The sequence below is a fragment of the Mesorhizobium sp. M1217 genome (assembly GCF_040318275.1).
In the GTDB taxonomy this organism is placed as follows: domain Bacteria; phylum Pseudomonadota; class Alphaproteobacteria; order Rhizobiales; family Rhizobiaceae; genus Mesorhizobium.
Genome location: NZ_JAMYMA010000008.1, coordinates 104,714 through 123,443 on the forward strand (window position 1 = coordinate 104,714; position 18,730 = coordinate 123,443).

Annotated in this window: 17 protein-coding genes and 2 tRNA genes; 5 read left to right on the top strand and 14 right to left on the bottom strand. The window is 60.8% G+C overall.

From position 1 onward, the window contains the following. The first annotated feature begins 58 nt into the window (after positions 1 to 58). Positions 59 to 373: a hypothetical protein gene (locus NKH37_RS15590; protein ID WP_023720051.1), complete on the top strand. Its 315-nt coding sequence runs from the start codon at positions 59 to 61 to the stop codon at positions 371 to 373. Between the two features lie 24 nt (positions 374 to 397). Here the strand turns inward: NKH37_RS15590 and NKH37_RS15595 are convergent, their stop codons facing one another. The 8 genes from NKH37_RS15595 to NKH37_RS15630 form a co-directional block, all read right to left on the bottom strand. Further along, complete coding sequence (locus NKH37_RS15595; RefSeq protein ID WP_023678939.1) at positions 398 to 1,234, bottom strand: tetratricopeptide repeat protein; 837 nt, start codon at positions 1,232 to 1,234, stop codon at positions 398 to 400. After that, the gene (gene ilvD / locus NKH37_RS15600; RefSeq protein WP_353005393.1) at positions 1,221 to 2,945 is read right to left on the bottom strand and encodes a dihydroxy-acid dehydratase; all 1,725 of its coding nucleotides are present in this window, start codon (positions 2,943 to 2,945) and stop codon (positions 1,221 to 1,223) included. Before ilvD ends, NKH37_RS15595 begins: the two co-directional genes overlap by 14 nt. A gap of 278 nt (positions 2,946 to 3,223) precedes the next feature. After that, positions 3,224 to 4,444 carry an OmpP1/FadL family transporter gene (locus NKH37_RS15605; RefSeq protein ID WP_353005394.1) on the bottom strand — a complete coding sequence of 407 codons (1,221 nt, stop codon included), beginning with the start codon at positions 4,442 to 4,444 and terminating at the stop codon, positions 3,224 to 3,226. 380 nt (positions 4,445 to 4,824) lie between these two features. Beyond that, a complete protein-coding gene (locus NKH37_RS15610; protein ID WP_352547326.1) occupies positions 4,825 to 7,608 on the bottom strand; it encodes a valine--tRNA ligase in 2,784 nt (927 codons plus the stop codon). 436 nt (positions 7,609 to 8,044) lie between these two features. Continuing rightward, positions 8,045 to 8,908, bottom strand: coding sequence for a DUF2497 domain-containing protein (locus tag NKH37_RS15615; RefSeq protein ID WP_352482113.1), 864 nt, complete (start codon positions 8,906 to 8,908; stop codon positions 8,045 to 8,047). A gap of 198 nt (positions 8,909 to 9,106) precedes the next feature. Next, positions 9,107 to 10,498: a TolC family outer membrane protein gene (locus tag NKH37_RS15620; RefSeq protein WP_352860253.1), complete on the bottom strand. Its 1,392-nt coding sequence runs from the start codon at positions 10,496 to 10,498 to the stop codon at positions 9,107 to 9,109. A gap of 186 nt (positions 10,499 to 10,684) precedes the next feature. After that, complete coding sequence (locus NKH37_RS15625) at positions 10,685 to 11,353, bottom strand: protein-L-isoaspartate O-methyltransferase family protein (RefSeq protein ID WP_353041147.1); 669 nt, start codon at positions 11,351 to 11,353, stop codon at positions 10,685 to 10,687. Positions 11,354 to 11,442: 89 nt separating this feature from the next. Further along, positions 11,443 to 11,516, bottom strand: a tRNA-Cys gene (locus NKH37_RS15630). A gap of 215 nt (positions 11,517 to 11,731) precedes the next feature. Here NKH37_RS15630 and NKH37_RS15635 point away from each other — a divergent pair. Further along, positions 11,732 to 11,932, top strand: coding sequence for a hypothetical protein (locus NKH37_RS15635; RefSeq protein ID WP_352484234.1), 201 nt, complete (start codon positions 11,732 to 11,734; stop codon positions 11,930 to 11,932). Between the two features lie 63 nt (positions 11,933 to 11,995). Here NKH37_RS15635 and NKH37_RS15640 read toward each other — a convergent pair whose 3' ends face one another. Next, positions 11,996 to 12,256, bottom strand: coding sequence for a hypothetical protein (locus tag NKH37_RS15640; protein WP_352495397.1), 261 nt, complete (start codon positions 12,254 to 12,256; stop codon positions 11,996 to 11,998). Positions 12,257 to 12,476: 220 nt separating this feature from the next. Here NKH37_RS15640 and NKH37_RS15645 point away from each other — a divergent pair. Together NKH37_RS15645 and NKH37_RS15650 are read left to right on the top strand one after the other, a co-directional pair. Then, positions 12,477 to 12,551: transfer RNA gene (locus NKH37_RS15645), tRNA-Asn, on the top strand. A 386-nt stretch (positions 12,552 to 12,937) separates the two neighbouring features. After that, positions 12,938 to 13,336, top strand: a complete 399-nt coding sequence (locus NKH37_RS15650; protein ID WP_353041149.1) for a DUF4145 domain-containing protein — start codon at positions 12,938 to 12,940, stop codon at positions 13,334 to 13,336. Positions 13,337 to 13,390: 54 nt separating this feature from the next. Here NKH37_RS15650 and NKH37_RS15655 read toward each other — a convergent pair whose 3' ends face one another. From NKH37_RS15655 to NKH37_RS15670, 4 genes are read right to left on the bottom strand one after another with little or no spacing between them, the layout of a single operon-like run. Next, positions 13,391 to 14,368: an RES family NAD+ phosphorylase gene (locus NKH37_RS15655; RefSeq protein WP_353041151.1), complete on the bottom strand. Its 978-nt coding sequence runs from the start codon at positions 14,366 to 14,368 to the stop codon at positions 13,391 to 13,393. Between the two features lie 52 nt (positions 14,369 to 14,420). After that, positions 14,421 to 15,365 carry a sce7725 family protein gene (locus tag NKH37_RS15660; RefSeq protein ID WP_353041153.1) on the bottom strand — a complete coding sequence of 315 codons (945 nt, stop codon included), beginning with the start codon at positions 15,363 to 15,365 and terminating at the stop codon, positions 14,421 to 14,423. Positions 15,366 to 15,371: 6 nt separating this feature from the next. After that, positions 15,372 to 16,304 carry a sce7726 family protein gene (locus NKH37_RS15665; protein WP_353041155.1) on the bottom strand — a complete coding sequence of 311 codons (933 nt, stop codon included), beginning with the start codon at positions 16,302 to 16,304 and terminating at the stop codon, positions 15,372 to 15,374. Positions 16,305 to 16,360: 56 nt separating this feature from the next. Beyond that, on the bottom strand, positions 16,361 to 16,609 hold the full coding sequence (locus NKH37_RS15670; protein WP_353041157.1) for a hypothetical protein: 249 nt from the start codon (positions 16,607 to 16,609) through the stop codon (positions 16,361 to 16,363). 153 nt (positions 16,610 to 16,762) lie between these two features. Here NKH37_RS15670 and NKH37_RS15675 point away from each other — a divergent pair, with 153 nt between their 5' ends. After that, entirely contained in the window at positions 16,763 to 17,083 is a 321-nt protein-coding gene (locus NKH37_RS15675; RefSeq protein ID WP_353041159.1) for a hypothetical protein, read from the top strand. Positions 17,084 to 17,727: 644 nt separating this feature from the next. Here the strand turns inward: NKH37_RS15675 and NKH37_RS15680 are convergent. After that, positions 17,728 to 18,624, bottom strand: coding sequence for an ATP-dependent DNA ligase (locus NKH37_RS15680; protein ID WP_353041160.1), 897 nt, complete (start codon positions 18,622 to 18,624; stop codon positions 17,728 to 17,730). Positions 18,625 to 18,730: the final 106 nt, after the last annotated feature.

Below are 18,730 nucleotides of genomic sequence, written 5' to 3' on the forward strand. Positions count from 1 at the left end.
GCACATTGAGAAGTTGACCTCTTATCGCCACAAATCGCGCGCTTGATGAGAAATCATCATGGTGGCTGGGGTTCCCATGACTATCCGACTTGCACTTTGCACGTGTGCCGCGGCGCTCGCTTTTGGCGCGATGCCGGCCGTTGCCGCTCCGCTATGCCTTGCCAATGGCAAATCGTTCCAGATCGGTCAAATGGCCTGCCTGACACTTGCCGGACAAAGCCACCTCGCCCGCTGCGAGATGGTGCTCAACAACACGTCCTGGACAAAGCAGCGGGACGGCTGCCCGGAGAACACACTGGCCCCGCATCTGCAAGGCACGCCGATATCAACACCGGCGCCCGGCGGCGTGCCGGCGAAACCGACCGAGAACTGATTTAAATCGACAAATCCCGCCGGCCTACTGGTCGCCGCCACCCTTGGTCAGGATATCGTCGGCCAGCGAAATCGCGGTGCGACGGTCGGCTTCGCCGGCGGCGGCAAACGCTTCTTCCTGCATGCCGCGGATCCATGGCTGGTCGGCGGGTGAGGCTCGTTCGAGTGCCGCGGTCATCATCGCCAGCCCGCGGACGATCTTGCCGCTTTGGAAAAGCAGGTTGCCGAGCGTCGCCTGCGCGCCCGCATGGCCCTTTTCGGCCGCCAGCTGGAACCAGCGTCCGGCCTGCTTGACGCTGGCCTTGACGCCGCCCTCGCCCTTGAGGAACATCTGGCCCATCTCGAACTGGGCGTTCGGATTGCGGTAGTTGGCGGCGGCACGCATGTAATATTCCTGGGCCGCCACCTCGTTCTCCTCGACGGGGCTGCCGGGAATGCCTTTCCTCAGATAGTCGCCAAGCGCCACCAGCGCGTCCGAAACATAGCTTTCCTCGGGCGAACCGGGCTCGACGTCCTGGTCGACGATCTCGCTGAAGAACTTGAACGCCGCGTAGTCGTCTCGCGCCACGCCATCGCCTTCGGCATACATGCGCGCAAGCTTCCAGGTGGCGCCGATCTGGCCGTTCTCGGCGGCATATTTGTAGGCTTCCGCGGCCTGCTCCTTATGGCCGTTCTTGTAAGCGGAAAAGCCGAACTGGAACACCGCCCACGGGCTCGACTGCGGCTTCACGCCGGTCTTGTCGTCGAACACCTTGTCGTCGAAGGCCATGGCCTGGCCGACGGCGCCTAAGGTCGCGCCAAACGTGGCGAGCGCAACCAGTGCCGAAAGGACAGACGACCTCAACAACTCAGATGTCCGCATAGCAGTGTGTTTCTTTGGCACCGCCCGGATGGGTGACCGCGCCGTCGCGGGCAGATCCGACCGTCTGTGCGTATTTCCAGATCGCGCCCGACTGATAGTCGGTCGTGCGCGCCTTCCATGCTTTTGCCCTCGCCGCCAGTTCGGCTTTGGACAATGCAACCTCGATCGTGCCGTTCACCGCATCGATCGAGATCAAGTCGCCGTCTTTCAGAAGCCCGATCGGGCCACCGACGGCCGCTTCCGGCCCGACATGGCCGATGCAGAAACCGCGCGTCGCGCCAGAAAAACGCCCGTCGGTGATGAGCGCCACCTTGCCGCCCATGCCCTGGCCGTAGAGAGCCGCCGTCGTCGACAGCATTTCGCGCATGCCCGGGCCGCCGCGCGGACCCTCGTAACGGATAACGAGAACCTCGCCTTCGCTATAGTTACGGCGCGTAACCGCCTCGAAACATTCCTCTTCCGAATCGAAGCAGCGCGCCGGACCCGAGAATTTGAGTTCCGCCATGCCTGCGACCTTCACGATCGCGCCTTCGGGGGCAAGGTTACCCTTCAAGCCCACGACCCCGCCGGTCTGGGTAATCGGCTTGTTGGCGGGACGGACCACATCCTGGCTGTCATTCCAGGAAACATGTTCCATATTTTCGGCCAAAGTGCGGCCGGTCACCGTCAGGCAATCGCCATGAAGATAGCCATGGTCGAGCAGCGTCTTCATCAAGAGCGGAATGCCGCCGGCCTCGAACATGTCCTTGGCGACGTATTTGCCGCCCGGCTTGAGGTCGGCGATGTAGGGTGTCTTTTCGAATATCCTGGCCACGTCGAAAAGGTCGAACTTTATCCCGGCTTCGTGCGCGATCGCCGGCAGATGCAGCGCCGCGTTGGTCGAGCCGCCGGTGGCCGAGACCACGGTCGCGGCATTTTCCAACGCTTTCGTAGTAACGATGTCGCGAGGGCGGATGTTCCTTGCGATCAACTCCATAATCTTTTCGCCGGAAGCGAAATTGAAGCGGTCGCGCATCTCGTAGGGTGCCGGCGCGCCGCAGGAATAGGGCAGCGCCAGGCCGATCGCCTCAGCGACGGTGGCCATGGTGTTGGCGGTGAACTGGGCGCCGCAGGAGCCGGCCGACGGACAGGCGGCTTGCTCGATTTCGAGCAGTTCGGCGTCGCCGATGGTGCCGACCGAATGCTGGCCGACCGCCTCGAATACGTCCTGCACGGTGATCTGCCGGCCACGGTAGCTGCCGGGCAGGATCGAGCCGCCATAGATGAAGATCGACGGCACGTTGAGGCGCACCATAGCCATCATCATGCCGGGCAGCGACTTGTCGCAACCGGCCAGGCCGACCAGCGCATCGTAGCAATGGCCGCGCATGGTAAGCTCGACTGAATCGGCGATGACCTCGCGTGACACCAGCGACGACTTCATGCCCTGGTGGCCCATGGCGATGCCGTCGGTGACGGTGATGGTGCAGAATTCGCGCGGCGTGCCTTTGGCGGCCGCCACGCCCTTCTTGACCACTTGCGCCTGGCGCATCAGTGAGATGTTGCAAGGTGCGGCCTCGTTCCAGCAGCTGGCGACACCAACCAGCGGCTGCGCGATCTCGGCCGCCGACAGCCCCATCGCATAGAGGTAGGAGCGATGCGGCGCCCGCTCGGGACCAACGGTCACGTGACGGCTTGGCAGCTTGGCCTTGGAGATCGCTCTGGCGTCCATACTCGTCCTCGCCGCGGGCGGTGCGGCCTGCCTCTTCGCCTAGCCTTTTGGCGCGTGTCCCGAGACAAGTTCGAGGTGCGCCGGGTTTATGGCGGGAAATGGGCAATGTTCCCGGGCGGCCGGGTGGCGCGAGGGTTGTTCAGAAACTGTTGCCGAAACGTCACAATTATCGGAGCGAACATCATAGGGGCAATTGTTGCGCTGGCCGAATGACGGATGACGCACCGAACGAAACGACCGGGCAGTGCCCGGCCGTTTTGTCGTTTAAAAATTGGTAGTTAGAACTTGATCTTGACGGAAGCCGAACCGGCGAGAAGCAGGTCGTTGCCGTAGGTATAGGTGACGGCATTTGCCACGTCGCCGACACCGCTGAAAGTCGATGACCCGCTCGTCAGCACACCGATCGAGCCGCCGAGCCTGACCTCGACCTGGTCGTTCGGCGAATAGGAGACGCCGCTGGCCACGGCCCAGGTATCCGACTGATAGCCGGAGGTCGTCGAGGTGCCGCGATCCCAGGTCAGCGAAACCACGCCCGACAATTGGTCGGTGAACTTGTGACCGATACCGCCCGTGATCGTCCAGCCGTCGCGATAAAGCAGGTCGAATGAAACGGGCGAGGGAGCACCGGTTACCGGGCTGCGCACGCCATTGATGGCAATGACGCCAAGCTTGCTCCACTCCTGCCAGCGGATGGAACCAAAGGCCAGCCAGCCAGGAGCTATACCGCTCTGCAGCTTGAATTCCAGAGCCTGAGGTATCTCGGCCGACGCCGAGACTGGGTACACGCCGGTAGAGCCAGGAACCAGATCCGCTGGAAAGGCGCCCCTGAAGCCGGTCGTGTCGACCGTTCCCGACAGCCCGTCATATTTGTAGCTGGAAGAGTACATCAGGCTGGCGCGCAGAGCGATCTCGGGGATCTCATAGGCTGCGCCCGCACGCCAACCCCATGCCTCGTCGGACAGCTTGAAGACACCGAGGCCGGTATTGCCGAAGGCGAGCAGTGTCTGGCGGGACAGAAACGCGTCGACCTGCTGGTAGGAGACACCGCCAATGAATCGTATGGCGCCCTTGCCGACGTTCACCTTGTAGGAGCAGGTGAGGCCGAAATCGTCTGTGTCGACGGAGTATTTGACCGCTGTCGGCGAATAGGCGTTGTTCATGCCGAAATTTGCGTCCGCACCATACGGTCTGGTATAGGTGGCAAGACAGTCTACGGGCTCAAAGATGTTGGCCTTGATGCCGACATGCGGCACCGCATAGTCGCCACCAACATCCACCGCCGACGTCGACAATCCCGACCCATCCAGACGCTGCACATTCTTGAGTTTGCGCTGGGGCGAAACATAGGTGACGCCTGCGTCGAACGAATATGGCGCCGCGTCGAACAGCTGGTCGATGTTGACGCCGCCCCGGTCAAAGCCCCCGGCTTGCACCGTCCCAACGCAAGCCAGCGAAAAAGCCCCCGCGCCCAGCAGTGCTTTCAGACGCGAATAACACATGAATCTCCTCCCCGAATATCCTTGCATCAAGCTAGAACCAATTCAGGTTAACCGCGCAACAACGAATTCGCCGTGCGTACATGTACACCTTGGCTGAACGCATTTCCGGCAAGGTTGCGGTCTTTTTCCCGAGGCGGGAAAATGGCCGCCTCAATACAAATCGACGAGAAAACTCGGGAAAACCGCCTAAATCCTTACAGAACGGGGCATTTTGCGTGCCCAGTCAGCCATTGTTACATTATGGCAACAATGGGGCAAAAACATTCAGTTTGCGTCAAGATTTACGCTGCGGAATGCCTGTTTTCGTGGCAGGCGGCCTGTCTTGAAGGCAGATTCGTGACCGGCGAATCTATTGCGGCCAGCCGGCCCAATTTGTTTGATCAGCCGGCATCGCGCACCCGCGTCAATGCCACCGAAAGCTTCTCTTGCGCCTCGCGATACTCGGCGAGTTTTTCGCGCTCGGCCTCCACCACCTCGTCCGGCGCGTTGGCAACGAACTTCTCGTTGGACAGCTTCTTGTAAAGCCGCGCAATTTCCTCGGTCACTTTGGCAAGCTCCTTCTGCAGGCGCGCTGCCTCGGCGGCAAGGTCGATCAGGCTGCCGAGCGGCAGGCAGATGGTCGCTTCGTTAACGACGATCTGCGCGGAGCCCTTGGGTGCCGCATCGACCAGCGAGATGTCGCCGACCCGCGCCAGCCGCTTGATGGCCGACGCCTGGCGCTCGAGCCTTTCGTGTGTCGTGTCGTTGGCACCGATCACCATCAGGGGTGCTATCGCCGCCGGCGGCACGTTCATTTCCGAACGCACCGAGCGGATGCCGGAGACGAGATCGACCAGCCAGTTGATATCGGCGGCGGCCTCCTCGTCCTCGAAGTCGGGCGACGGCCAAGCCGCATGACAAAGCAGCGACGGCCGTTGCCTGCCCTCGCCGGCGGTTTCGGCCCACAGTTCCTCGGTCATGAACGGCATCATCGGATGCAGCAGCTTGTAGATCTCGTCCAGCACGAAGGCGACGCATGCCCTGCTCTCGGCCTTGGCGGCCTCGTCGGTGCCCATGAATACCGGCTTCAGCAGTTCCAGGTACCAGTCGCAGAACTGGTTCCAGACGAACCGGTAGGCAGCACCCGCCGCCTCGTTGAAGCGGTACGAGGTGATGCCGTCGGTTATGTCGCGCGCGGCTCGCGTCAGCTCCGTCAGGATCCAGCGGTTGACCGCCAGCTTGGCGTCCTGCAGCCAGAAATCGTCGTCGCGCGCCACTTCGTTCATCTCGGCGAAGCGCGTCGCGTTCCACAGCTTGGTGCCGAAATTGCGATAGCCGGCAATGCGGGCCGGATCGAGCTTAACGTCGCGCCCTTGCGCTGCCATCACCGTCAAGGTGAAGCGCAGCGCATCGGCGCCATATTCGTCGATGAGGTCGAGCGGATCGATGACGTTGCCTTTCGACTTCGACATCTTCTGTCCATTCTTGTCGCGAACCAGCGCATGCACATAAACGGTATGAAACGGCTCCTGGTCCATGAAATGCAGGCCCATCATCATCATGCGGGCGACCCAGAAGAAGATGATGTCGAAACCGGTGACCAGCACGTCGGTCGGGTAATAGGTCTTCAGCTCCGGCGTCTGGTCCGGCCAGCCGAGCGTCGAGAACGGCCACAGCGCCGACGAGAACCATGTGTCGAGCACGTCCTCGTCGCGGGTCAGGATCTCGCCAGGCTGGAAATTCTCGAGTTTGTCCTCGACCCAGGCCTTCCACGGCCCTTCCAGCGCCAGATAATATTCGACGGCGGCACCGAGCGCTTCTTCCTCGGTCTTTTCGACAAAGACATGCCCGTCCGGCCCGTACCAGGCAGGGATCTGGTGGCCCCACCAGAGCTGGCGCGAAATGCACCAGGGCTGGATGTTCTCCATCCAGTCGAAATAGGTCTTTTCCCAGTTTTTGGGCACGAAATTGGTACGGCTCTCGCGCACCGAGGCGATCGCCGGCTTGGCCAGTTCCGCCGCATTGACATACCATTGGTCGGTCAGAAACGGCTCGATAGGCACGCCGCCACGGTCGCCGTGCGGCACGGCGTGGCGATGCGGCTCGACCTTTTCAAGAAAGCCGCCCGCCTCCATCAGCTCGACGATCTTCTTGCGGGCATCGAAACGATCCAGGCCATCGAGGCCGTCCCAGACGGCCTGGCGCTCCGGCGTCACTTCCAGTCCCGCCAGAAAGTCCTCATTGTCCTTGAGGCTCACCGCCGCATTGACGGTGAGGATGTTGACCGCCGGCAGCCGGTGGCGCTTGCCGACCTCGAAGTCGTTGAAGTCATGCGCCGGCGTGATCTTGACCGCACCGCTGCCTTTTTCGGGATCGGAATACTCGTCCGCCACCACCGGGATCTTGCGGCCGACGATCGGCAGGATGAGGTTCTTGCCGACGAGATGCCGGAAACGCTCGTCGTCGGGGTGGACTGCGACAGCCGTATCGCCCAGCATCGTCTCGGGGCGGGTCGTCGCAACGGTGATGAAGGTTTTCGGATTTTCCGGATCGAACGTCTTGCCTTCGACCGGATAGCGGAAGTGCCAGAGGTTGCCGTTGACTTCCTGCTGCTCGACCTCGAGATCCGAGATGGCGGTCAACAGCTTCGGGTCCCAGTTCACAAGGCGCTTGTCCTTGTAGATCAGCCCTTCCTTGTAGAGCGTCACGAACACTTCGAGCACTGCCTTCGACAGGCCCTCGTCCATGGTGAAGCGCTCGCGGCTCCAGTCGGCCGAGGCCCCGAGCCGCTTCAGCTGGTTGAGGATGGCGCCACCGGACTCGGCCTTCCACTCCCACACCTTGTCGATGAACTCATCGCGCGTCAGGTCGCGACGGTGGATCTGCTTTTCCATCAGCTGGCGCTCGACCACCATCTGGGTGGCGATGCCGGCATGATCCATGCCCGGCTGCCACAAGACGTTCTTGCCGCGCATGCGCTCGAAGCGCACCAGAATGTCCTGCAGCGTGTTGTTGAGCGCATGGCCCATATGCAGCGAGCCGGTGACGTTCGGCGGCGGGATGACGATGGTGAAGGCTTCAGCCCCCTCCTCGGCGCCGGCACCGGCCCGAAACGCGTCGGCCTCTTCCCAAATCCTGGCAATCTTCGGCTCGACGGCTTTGGCGTCGTAGGTCTTTTCGAGCATGGGAAAACGGTCCGCGCTGTCCGGAATTTGTGGTCCGGTGTAAATCGGAAGGTTGTTGCCAAGTCAACCGCAAGGGCGGCATGGCCGATAGATAGCGCCGGGATGGTTAGGTGCAACTCGCGGAAGTGACGTTGCAAGGCAATCGCTTCAGGTTTGCGCTGCCCCTCATTGCCGTGCCCGTCCTCCGCAGCAGCTGCGCTGAAGCTGCGGAGGGTGGACCGGGCATTTCTCGCCGTGTAGTGACGGGGAGAAAGACGCCTGCACTCCTGTACTGAAGCTTTCGCCAATCACGAACGTTGCGGAAAACGCGGCGGGGTTGCGGTCAGCCCCTTCTGCCCGTCCCTATACGGGGAGGGTGCCGGCAGGCGGATGACGGGCAGCGCCGACTTCGACGATTTGCCGGTCGAGCGCCGCCCATCGGCGGCTCTCCGAATTGCTACTGCGCGCCGCGCGCGACGCGCTCGATTTCCTCGCGCACCAGCCGCTCGACCAGCGTCGGCAGGTTGTTGTCCAGCCAGTCCTGCAGCATCGGCCGCAGCATCTCCTCGGCCATCTCGTCGAAGGTCTTCTTGCTGCGGCTGGCAAATGCGTCTGAAAGCTCGCCGAAGGCGGCGGCAACCTGCCGCCCCGTATGTTCCGAAAGGATCGCCGGCCGAGAGTACGGCGCCTCGCTGGCCGCCGAACTCGCCAATCCCATTTTCGAAGGTCCCGGGCCGATTTTCGAAGGTTCCAGGCCGCTTTCCGAAGACTGCGACCCATTTTCAGAAGGCTCCGGCGCAGGTCCAGCAGTCGCCTCGTCTTCGAAAACCTCGGCTTTTGGCCCGGCGTCCGGCGTCCGGGGTGGCTCGGCCCGGTCCGGCTTGGCCATCGCGTCGCCGACCGCTGCGATCTCGCGCCGCCAATCGGCAATGATGGTGTCCGTCGTCTCGGCAGCCTTGGCCGTCGCAGGCCGATCCGGCTTTGCGGGCGGTTCGGGAGCGGTGTTCACCTCAGCCAGAGTGACCGGCGCTTTTGCCGGGCCGGGACGCACTTCCGTATACGCATTGACGGGCGCGGATGATGGCTGCACCTCGGCCCGCGTGGCCGGCTTGGCGATCTCCAGTCCGCCGCGCAGTTCGGAACGGAACGCATCGCCCTCCGCTGCCCGTCCGGCTGCCGGCGCCGGTTGCAGATCCTGGCGCAGCTCGTCCGCGTCGCCCGGCTGCTTGCGGCCGGTATCGCTGTCCTCGATGATCCTTCTGATGGAAGCCAGTATCTCTTCCATGGAAGGTTCGCGCTGTACGCTGCTTGCCGTCGCCATCGTCACATCCGCCGCCCTTGTGACTCGTTCTCAGATTTCCTGTCCGGCAATGCCGGATTCGAATCATGGCGACAGCGTAACCGACGGAACGCCCTGCGAGAATCCCCAATCTGGCGACATCTTGGATTTCAACAGATTAGGGTCGGGAGTGGAAGCCCGCGCGTCGTTCGAGCGCGGGCTGAAAACACGGCTTGGCGATCAGCGGCCGTCCGGCGTGCGCAGACCGATCCACTTGTCCTTGACGGCGTTGTAATGCTCTTCCGGCCTGTACTTCGTCACATTGAGCGCAAGGCGGTCTGCCGACAAATGACCGACTGCCGAGAGGATGGCATAGCTTGCCACCACAACGTCGCGCTCGGCACTGGCAAGATTGATCTTGGCGGTGATGACAGTCGCCTGCGCGTTGAGAACGTCGAGCGTGGTGCGCTGGCCGACATTGCGCTCCTCGATGACGCCGTTCAAGGCAAGCTGCGCGGCAGCGACGACCTGCCTGTTGGCCGCGACGCTTTGCTGCGCGGCGGTGTATTGCGTCCATGCCGATGTCACGGCCTGGCGCACCTGGTCGCGACTCACGTCGACTTCGATCCGCGCCTGGCTGAGCGATTCCTTGTTCTGGCGCACGGTCGCTGAGGTGCGTCCGCCGGAATAGATCGGCACGGTCAGTGTCGCGCCGATGTTCGCCGACGTCCTTGTGCCATCCTGCGATGCCCCAAGGACGCCCGGAACCGTGTTGCGATAGTCGCCGGAAACGCCGGCGCTAGCCGAAAGCTGCGGCAGCAGCGCGCCTTCGGCCGATTTCACCGAAAACGCCGCCGCGTCGACCAGGTGCTCGGTGGCGAGGATGGCCGGATGTTCGGCCGATGCGATCGCAATCGCCGCATCGAGACTCGACGGCAGCAGCTTCGACAGCGGCGAAGCCGGCCTGAGCTTGCCCGGCTCGTCGCCGACGATCTGGCGATAAGTCGCAGCACTTGCCAGCGCTGTCGCGCGGGCGGCGCTCAACTGCGCCACCGCGGAGGCGCGCGAAGCATCGGCTTGCGCGACGTCGGTGCGCGTGCCTTCGCCGACCTCGAAGCGCGAACGCGCCGCACGTGCCTGCTCGGTCAGGAATTGCAGGTTCTGTTCGGTCAGCACCGCGATCTGGCGGTCGCGGATGACGTCCATATAGGCACTTGCCGCGTTGAAAAGGGTGTTTTCTTCGGTGTTTCGCAGGCTCTCGACCGAGGCGCTGACCCGCGCTTCAGCGGCCGCGACATTGTTCCTGGTCTGAAAGCCGTCGAACAGGGTTTGATTGATCTGGACGCCAAAGTTGCCGGTAGTTATGCGTGAGGTTCGACTGGTACCATTGACGTGGGTGCTGGTGTAGTCGATGTCCGCGGAACCGGTGATGGTCGGGCGCCAGCCGGACTTGGCGATGGCAACGCCCTCGTCGGTGACGCGGACGCCGGCGCGTGTCGAATTGAGCGAGGAATTGTTTTGGTAGGCCTTTGAAAGGGCCCCGATGATCGTTTCGGCCGAGGCGGCCAATGGAGAAAGCGCGGTCGCCGAAACGAGGACAGCGGTAAAAAGCAACTTGCGTACAGACGGCACGTTATATTCCCTCATTCGTTTTGCACGGGAACTGCGCCACGCTGGCTTCTCCTCTGATCAGCCGGCGCCGCGTTTTTTATCGTTCCCCCGCTGAAAGCCCCCAAGAAACACCCGGTTATGCAGATCAGCAACGATTGTTCAAACGCAAGCGATCATGACAGCGCCTTCGCTGCAAGGCAAAATCACTCAGAATTCGAAGGCGGGAATGCGTTCAAATCCAGGTAGTGGCTTAATTGCCGCATTAAATGCGCGTCTTCCCGTTACAACCCCTCCAGTCTTAAAAAAAAGCCGGGCTACGCCCGAATTGCCCTGCCCCTCCACGGCGACGAGTCGGCCGCCTTCGGCAAGTTGGTCGAACAGCGCCGCCGGCACCTCACCGACGCTGACGCCGAACAGGATCACGTCGTAAGGCGCCTTGGCAGCATGGCCTTGCGGCAGCGGCCCCTGGACCACCGTGACATTGCCGCAACCCAGCGCGGCAAGCGTCGAAGTGGCGGTTTCGGCCAGCGCCGGATCGCTTTCCAGCGCGACCACGGACTTTGCCAGCCGCGACAGGATCGCCGCCGCATAGCCGGTGCCGCAGCCGACATCGAGTGCCGAAGCGCTTGGGCCGATATCGGCCAGCTGCATCAGCTTGGCCAATGGCGACGGTTCCATCAGATAGCGCGGGCCATCGGCCGTATCGGCAATACGGATGTCCTCATCGATATAGGCGAGATCGCGCTGGCCGGCGCCGACAAAGGCCTCGCGCGGCACGACAAGCATCGCCTCTAGCAACGGCGCGCTGGTCACGTCGGTGGTGCGGATCTGGCCGTCGACCATCTTCACCCGGCGTTCGGCAAAATCAGCGCTCATGTTCCAACCATCCGCTTGCCGCGCAAAGGCCGCGGCTGTTTCGACCGGAACTGAAGCCCCCTGGCGCTGACGCGCGGGAGCTCGGGCATTGGAGGCCTCGCCCGGAATCGAACCGGGGTGCAAGGATTTGCAGTCCTCTGCGTAACCACTCCGCCACGAGGCCTCATTGCTCCCGGCGTTCCACCCGGCTCCAATAGGTTGCGGCGAAAATGCCGTCAAGCGGCCACCATGCATTCCCAACGGTTCTTCCGACATCGAGGCACTGCTTATCAACGCAATACCATGCTAGCAATAACATATTAGCTTATCGTTAAGCACGATTCTCGGCGAGAGGAACCCGATACCGGCGGCCACGTTGGGCAGATAGGAGGCTCCGCCATGCGTCGAGCAGCTACGGAAGACGGCACACCGCGCGGATTGTCGCAGTCTGCAGAGCTTGTGCGCTATGCCATCGACCGCCTCAGTATAGAAGGCGCAAACAGCCTGCCGCCGCGCGACCGGGCGCGGCTGGCATCGGCTACCGCCGTTCTCAAGGAGCTTTGCGAACGTCTGGAAGGGTGCTTCGACCAGTCTCGATGATGTCAAGAAGGATCATGCCGCTCTCAAACAATTGCCTGTTGTCGGCCTGTCAGCGGGGCAACCTCAATCCGGCCGACGCCGTCGCTCCCACCAGACGACGAAGCGGCGCCGGTGACGACGCACCAATGCGAATTCGTAGGAGAGCACCAGCAATCCGATCGGCACCATCCAGAAACCCAGGATCGGCAGGAAGCCGAGAATGCCGCCGATGATCAGCACAACGCCGATCGCAATCCTGAGGCCACGCGAGCGCGGCATGGTGAACTGGCGGCCGAAGACCGAGATTTTCCGGGCCGGTGGGTGTTCGTCGCTCATTGCCGTCATGTGAAATGTCGATCCGTTTGCATCAGTAGCACCATCAGGCGGAGAAAGCCGCAACGGCCTTTTCCGTTCCCTGACAGGCGAGAGACAGCTCATATGAGGGCGCTCGCCGGCCATTGCCAGAAAGCCCTGCGCCATAAAGCACCGAAAAAATGCGAAATGCTTCTTTGCAAAGCCGAAACGGGTTTGCTATAGGCTGCCCCACTCACATGAGAGCCTCTGTTCCCCGGTAGCTCAGTGGTAGAGCAACCGGCTGTTAACCGGTTGGTCGCTGGTTCGAATCCGGCCCGGGGAGCCAACAATTCCGAAGACTTAGCTTCCCCGCCTTTTTCCGAAAAAACCCGCGATCTACAGCATATCTACAGAATCGCCGAGTGCTACCAAGTCAGTCCTCGCGCCCGGACTTAGCTGGTCAATGACATCTCCAACCGTCAAATCGCACTGCAATAAATGCGGAGGCGAGCGGAATCATATCGTTCTGCATCGCGAAGTTTCGAGCTGGTCGGAAGACGTGAACGGAGGGCGCAACACGATCTCTGGCAGGGATTCGTACTACATGTTGAAATGTGCTGGCTGCGACGAGGTCCAACTCCGCCACGAAAGCTGGTTCTCGGAAAATTTCCAGATGATGAACCTACGGTTCGGCTGTATCCGCCCGCATTATCTCGTCGACGACCTCCCTGGATGCTCGATCTCGCGTTCAGAGCAGGCGTTTCTAGCGTCGTCGAGGAACTTCTGACCGAGATTTACAGCGCACTCCAAAACGATGCCCGTCGGTCTGCGGCAATGGCAATCCGAAGCCTAATTGAAACGATCATGATCGACAAAATCCAGGACCAAGGCACGCTCGGAAAGAATGTCGATGCCTTTATCGCTGCCGGGTTTATCCCATCGGCTTCTGACGCGTTCTTCCGTGGAACGCTGATCGAAGCCGGAAATGCTGCGATGCATCGAGCATGGAAGCCGACTGTGGCTCAGTTGAACGCGATGATGGACCTTACAGAATGGCTGGTCTCGTCCATTTATATCCATCCGGAACAGGCTGCTGCGGTCCAAGGAAAGCTGCCTGCACGAAAGAGGTAGCCGCTCATGAGCCCGGAGGAAGAGAGATCATCGACGATGGTTGCCCCGGCCGGGCTAGGCTTGCGAGACTTGAACTGAGACCCGATCGACGTTGTATAGCGAAACCTGACCACCCATGGCCTTGCCTGGATCGAATAGAGCGAGATTGATCCCGTCACTGACCGAGCTGCGATAGACGACACCGTCGAACCCACATTTCTTGATGAACTCGCAGCGATACTGGCTGGGGATGTAATCGATGGCGGCGCCCTGCGGCAAAACGGGTCGCGTCAATTCGTCCCCTAAGCGCTCCAGAAATGGCAGATCTGCGCGCAGTTGACCGATGGCACCCGCATCTTCGAGGATGAAGGGCGATACAAGCCTGCGTGGGTTGCGCAGGTCGACCGCCTGGATCTCGGGAATTGCAAAGTCGGCGACGCAGGCGACTTCGCCTGTGTGCGGTCGGATTTCTGCAGCAGCCGTTTCTGGCATTGATCCAAGATAGAGATAGGGGATGCCTGCCGGATTGGCGCGACCGTGTGATGCTAAGCGCTTAGGCGGCGCGCCCATCTTATCGATGTCGTAGGTTTCGTCGCCGGCGCGGATGCGGGCGCGATACCATGTCCGTGGCAGGCCTGCCGCCGGGAGATGATCTAGAAGCTGGCGCAGGCGGTCAGTATCGAGACTCATCTCTAGGAACCACCGATTCCGGTACATCATCTCGTCGCGTAGGGTCTCCCACTGCACTAGGCCTTGGCTCGTGTAGCTGGGCGACGGCACGAACGAAGCGCGCACAATTTCGCCGTCGTCGAGGATCTCGGCGAGGAGCTCTTTGGCGTGCGCGGCGTCCATTGCTGGATGTGAAAAAAGCTGCCAGTCTTCTCTCATCCACTCGACGAGCGATACTCCGTTATCGCTTCGCTCGTAGACGTCGACCAGCAGCCCGAAGAAGGGCGAGAGCGCCTGCGGCTCGATCAGGTCAACGTCCCGGGTGCCGCAGAAGCTGCAGGTGCCGTGGTCAGGTTCAAGGAACGGGAAGATCTGCTCACGCAAGCCGCGATCGTCGAAACATTCCGGGCAGCACCGTCGCTTGGACACAGCAATCTCAGCCCAGGTAGCCGGCGAGCGTCTCGATGTGATGCTTCATCGAGAGTTTCTTCACATGGCCGAGACCCGGGAAGTGACCTTTGGCATACAGGTCGCGAAACTCCTTGATCGCATCGGTTTCAAGCAGCTTCGAGTTTCCTGTGTTGAGCTTGTCGATGAGCTTCTTGAGCGCTTGCGCGAACTTGCCCGCTGGGTCGGTAGGTGTGTCGTTCGTGGTCGAGACGAAGTGATAAATGTACATCACGTCGTCCTTTTCGGGATCAATGAAGGTAAGGTGGATCGCAACCGCATAGGCTGGGCCCCCACCTTCGGAATAGCTGTCCCCCACGACAAGGAAATCACCGAAGCCAGCCATATTCAGATCGCTGCTGTAGGTGAGGTGCAGTTCGGAGAATTCCTCGAAAGGGATCTTCGCATATTCGGAGTTCTTCAGACGCTTGAAACCGTCGCGTACGAGGATGCGCATGCTGCCGTCGAAATGTTTGCGATAGAGCGTGTTCGCGTGTTCCTCGATGAACACATGTTGTGAAGCCGCAAGATCTTCACCGAGATATTCGGCCAGCGCTTTCTGTGACGTAAACCCAGCATGCACGAACGTTGGATTGTGGTCCTTATGGGCTTCGCAGGCGGCTATCGCCTGGGCCAAGGTCGTGTTGCTGCGCAGGAGGATACCGGCAGAGATCGCGTCATTGCCGATATAGCCGGTCTGCAGCAAGTTGGTGATCCCGGTGCCGTCTTGCTGATGGTCGCCATGATAGGGATTGACGATTACGATTGCTCGAGCTCCCGCATCGCAAATCGCCTTGAGCGTCTTCTCGAGGCCCTTCAGTGCTTCTTTCACCGGCTCGATTACCGGCACGAAGCCAGCGCCGGCCATAAGCTCGGCCGTCTCCCGGATCGTAATGAGTTCGAACTGCTTGCCGCGGAAATAGGGATAGTACATTGCGAGCTATGCCCAACCCATTGCCGCATCGAGCGGGGTCGCCACGGCTTCGACGAGTCGATCATGATCCGAGCGCCGCACAGGTACAGACAGCGCCGCGGCGTGAAGTGACGAAGGAAGCTGATCGATAAGATCGCTGAGCGAAGCAAGACTGCGCGTGCGCTTGAGAGTGATGACCATCTCACGGTGGAGCGAAGCGGGATCGAGCTTGGCGAAGAGGTCGCGCATGACGCCGTGGCGCTGTGTATTTGGTACTGCCGGCACGGCGACGCCAAGCGCCTTCAGTACCTCAGCCGCCTCCACGGACCGAAGCGACTCAAACGCGGTCACCGGGCAGATGCAATCGGGCCGATCGATCGCCTCTCGCTCGACCGAAACCTGATAGCGCCGAGATAGGCACATGATACCGACGTTCTCGGGAACGACTTGGCGCACGCCCTCGATGTGATCTTCGCTCGCGATGACATTCACTGTCGCGAAGACCTTCTGATAATTTTGAACCTGGTTCGCCAGCCGACCAAGCGAATCCCGCTCCGACTTGATCTCATAGGCGGTGGCGGTCCCATTGAGAATCACGAGATCAGCCTTGCACGTGCCCGCTCGAAACTCATTCAGCATAGATGCGGTGCGCAGCGAGTGCTTGCCCATCAGTATTTTTTTGGTGAGTGCAGAACGATAAACATACTCGTTGCGCATTCCGGCAGTCTTCAGCAACGCGAAAGCAGCTTCGAGCGCATCGCCAACCGTGGCATCGCTTTGACGGCGCGCCACGGATTCCGTGAGGCCCAGCAGCCGCATCAAAAGCGGAGAGCGGCCCTTGTTCGCCAGTTCCCGGAATACGGTCGACGAAAAAAGGCGCGTCAGCGCCGATACTTGTGTTGTGTTGATCTCCACATTCCCCCACGATCTGCCGGACTCAGCTTGCAGACTGTCCTTCACTGTACTCCAGACCGTCTATAAAGGGTATCCTGCAAGTTTTCGGCGCTGAGAGGAGGCTATACCTCATCTTTCCAAATCACCCGCCGCTCCCATCTGATCTCGACCAAGCGCCGGAAGCGGATTGTCTCCAATTCCTGCCCGACAGGGTGGAATAGCTCCGCTCTAATGGATTCCTTGCGGCCGCATTTTTCGCAACGGACTTTTGCCCGCACCTGGTCGACGGTGACGTTGCCGATCACTTCCCGCAGTTCCAGCGGCCTGTAGAAGCGCTTGACGTTGCAGTGGCCGCAGCTGATGCGAGCCACTTGTCCCGCATTGTGGGCATGCATCAGCGTCCATGGGGCGCCTCTCGGCCACTTTTCTGGTTGTTCCGGCACGAGAACAGAAAAGGAACATTTTCCTTGATCGTCAAGACCGGCTATGGAATCTTTCGACCATCTAAGCCGAGGAAAATGCCCATGAGCGACGAACTGATCCGCCTTCCAGGTGTCTTAGAGCCAGTAACGCGCCCCGGCATTCAGCATCACGCGTGCGAGCATCCTGGCTGTGGAAAGGATGCAGGATGGGGCTTCGCCAGGCCAAAACAGCCGTCGCACTGGTTCTGCGGGGAAAGAACTGGCCTGCAACTCGTTCGCATGGCGATCGAACTCACCTGTCCAGCCGGCGTTCTGCCGAGCCAGGAGGCAGTGAACCTGCTCTACGGACCGCTGCCGGTGCATGAGGCCGAGGCGCTGGCAAAGGCGATTATTGAGACGGTTGAGAGGCTGACGCGCGAGTAGGCTGCTATGCCACCCACGCGGTATGCACGCTCTAGTCGTCGGGGCGCTTGAGAACTCTGAAATCGCCCGAACGTGCGCTTGGCTCTGCATCAGAATCCTATGCCATGAGCCCGCGTTGAAGCAACGCCCGTACTGCCTCAGCACGGTTCGGTAGTCTGTTCTCAAACCGCCAAGCATCCAGGACAGCGAGTTCCTCCGCATTGAGCATGAACTGCAGACGATATGTTCGCTTGAGGAAGTTTATCGCGCGTGTGCTCATATCGCCATAAGCTGGACCAAAGCTCTAAGTTCCAGCAGACGCCGAAAACATCACCGGGTCGAACGGATCGATCCAGACTGAGGCCGACGGCTATCTCATTTTTTAAGGAGACGAGCTTCCCTTAGAATCGAACCACGATCAAAGCCGACCAGCGACACTATCTCGCGTATCTGGTGTTCGGATGCGCCTGACTCGCGCGCGAGCTCGCTGACGATTTCCGGTTTCAGGGCAGGCCGCCCTTGTTCTTGCGTCATCACACCAATGCCTCGTGTTTGGCCAAGAGTGCGATGGCGCTCCTAAGCGTCAGAGGCCATGTTTTGTTGCTGACGATCTGCTATTGTACGCTTTCGGACAGATTTCCGCCAGCGGGCTGGGAAAGATAGGCCTAGCTCTCATCGTGGAAACCCAGCAGCGAAGCGTGGCGTATATACTTGTGCTCGCCGCGAAGGTGCTTGATCCGCAGCTTCACGCCTGGCCCAACCCACTGCGTCGCCGGTCGCTTCTTGATGCCGCCCGGAGGTGGGCCGGCATGTTCCTTGACCCGCTTCCACAGCCGTTCCTTCATGTCGCGGCCCAGACTGATGAAGGCCGAACCGACATACTTCCCGGTGCCTGGCTCAGCCAGCAAGGCGAATGCCGCCTTGCCCGGCTCGCGCTCGACGCCCATGAGTTCGTATTCCTGGACCGTGAAGCTCTTCGTCTTCAGCCAATTCGAAGTCGGGCCGCTGCAATACGGGCTGTCGGCGCGCTTGGAGACAATCCCCTCTAACCCCGCCTGGTCGGCGAGGTAGAATATCGCCTTGGGGTCGCCTGGTATGGCCTCACTGAACTGGATCCTACTGTTCGGCTTGATGATGCCGAAAAGAAGCTCCCTGCGTGCCTTGCAGCCGATGTCGCGCAGATCGTGGCCGTTCAGATGCAGAATATCGAACGCGCCGAGGATCATCGCGTAGGGATCGCTGTGCACCGCCTTCTGCAGCGCGTCGAAGTCTGGCAGCCCGGCTTTGTTGGTGACCACCGCCTCGCCCTCGAAGATAGCGTTTTCGACGTCGAGTTCGCGCGCGGCTTCAACGAGGCCGGTATATTTGCTCGTCCAGTCCGCACCGCTCTTGGTAAAGGCGCGGATGTCATCCAGGCTGTTGATGACGATCTGGGTGCGGAAGCCGTCGAGCTTGATCTCGTGAATCCAGTGTTCACCCTCCGGTGGCTTTGAAACCAGTTTGGGCTCCATCGGCGGAATGAACTCGAGGCGGCCGCCGCCGGTACTTACAATTTTACGCACCCAATGAATTGTAGGTACAAAGGTTATATTAGCCAGAGTGAACGGAACGTGATTCCGCATGGCTCTCGCAACGAAAGTAGCTTGCCAGCGTTGCCATTGATCCAGG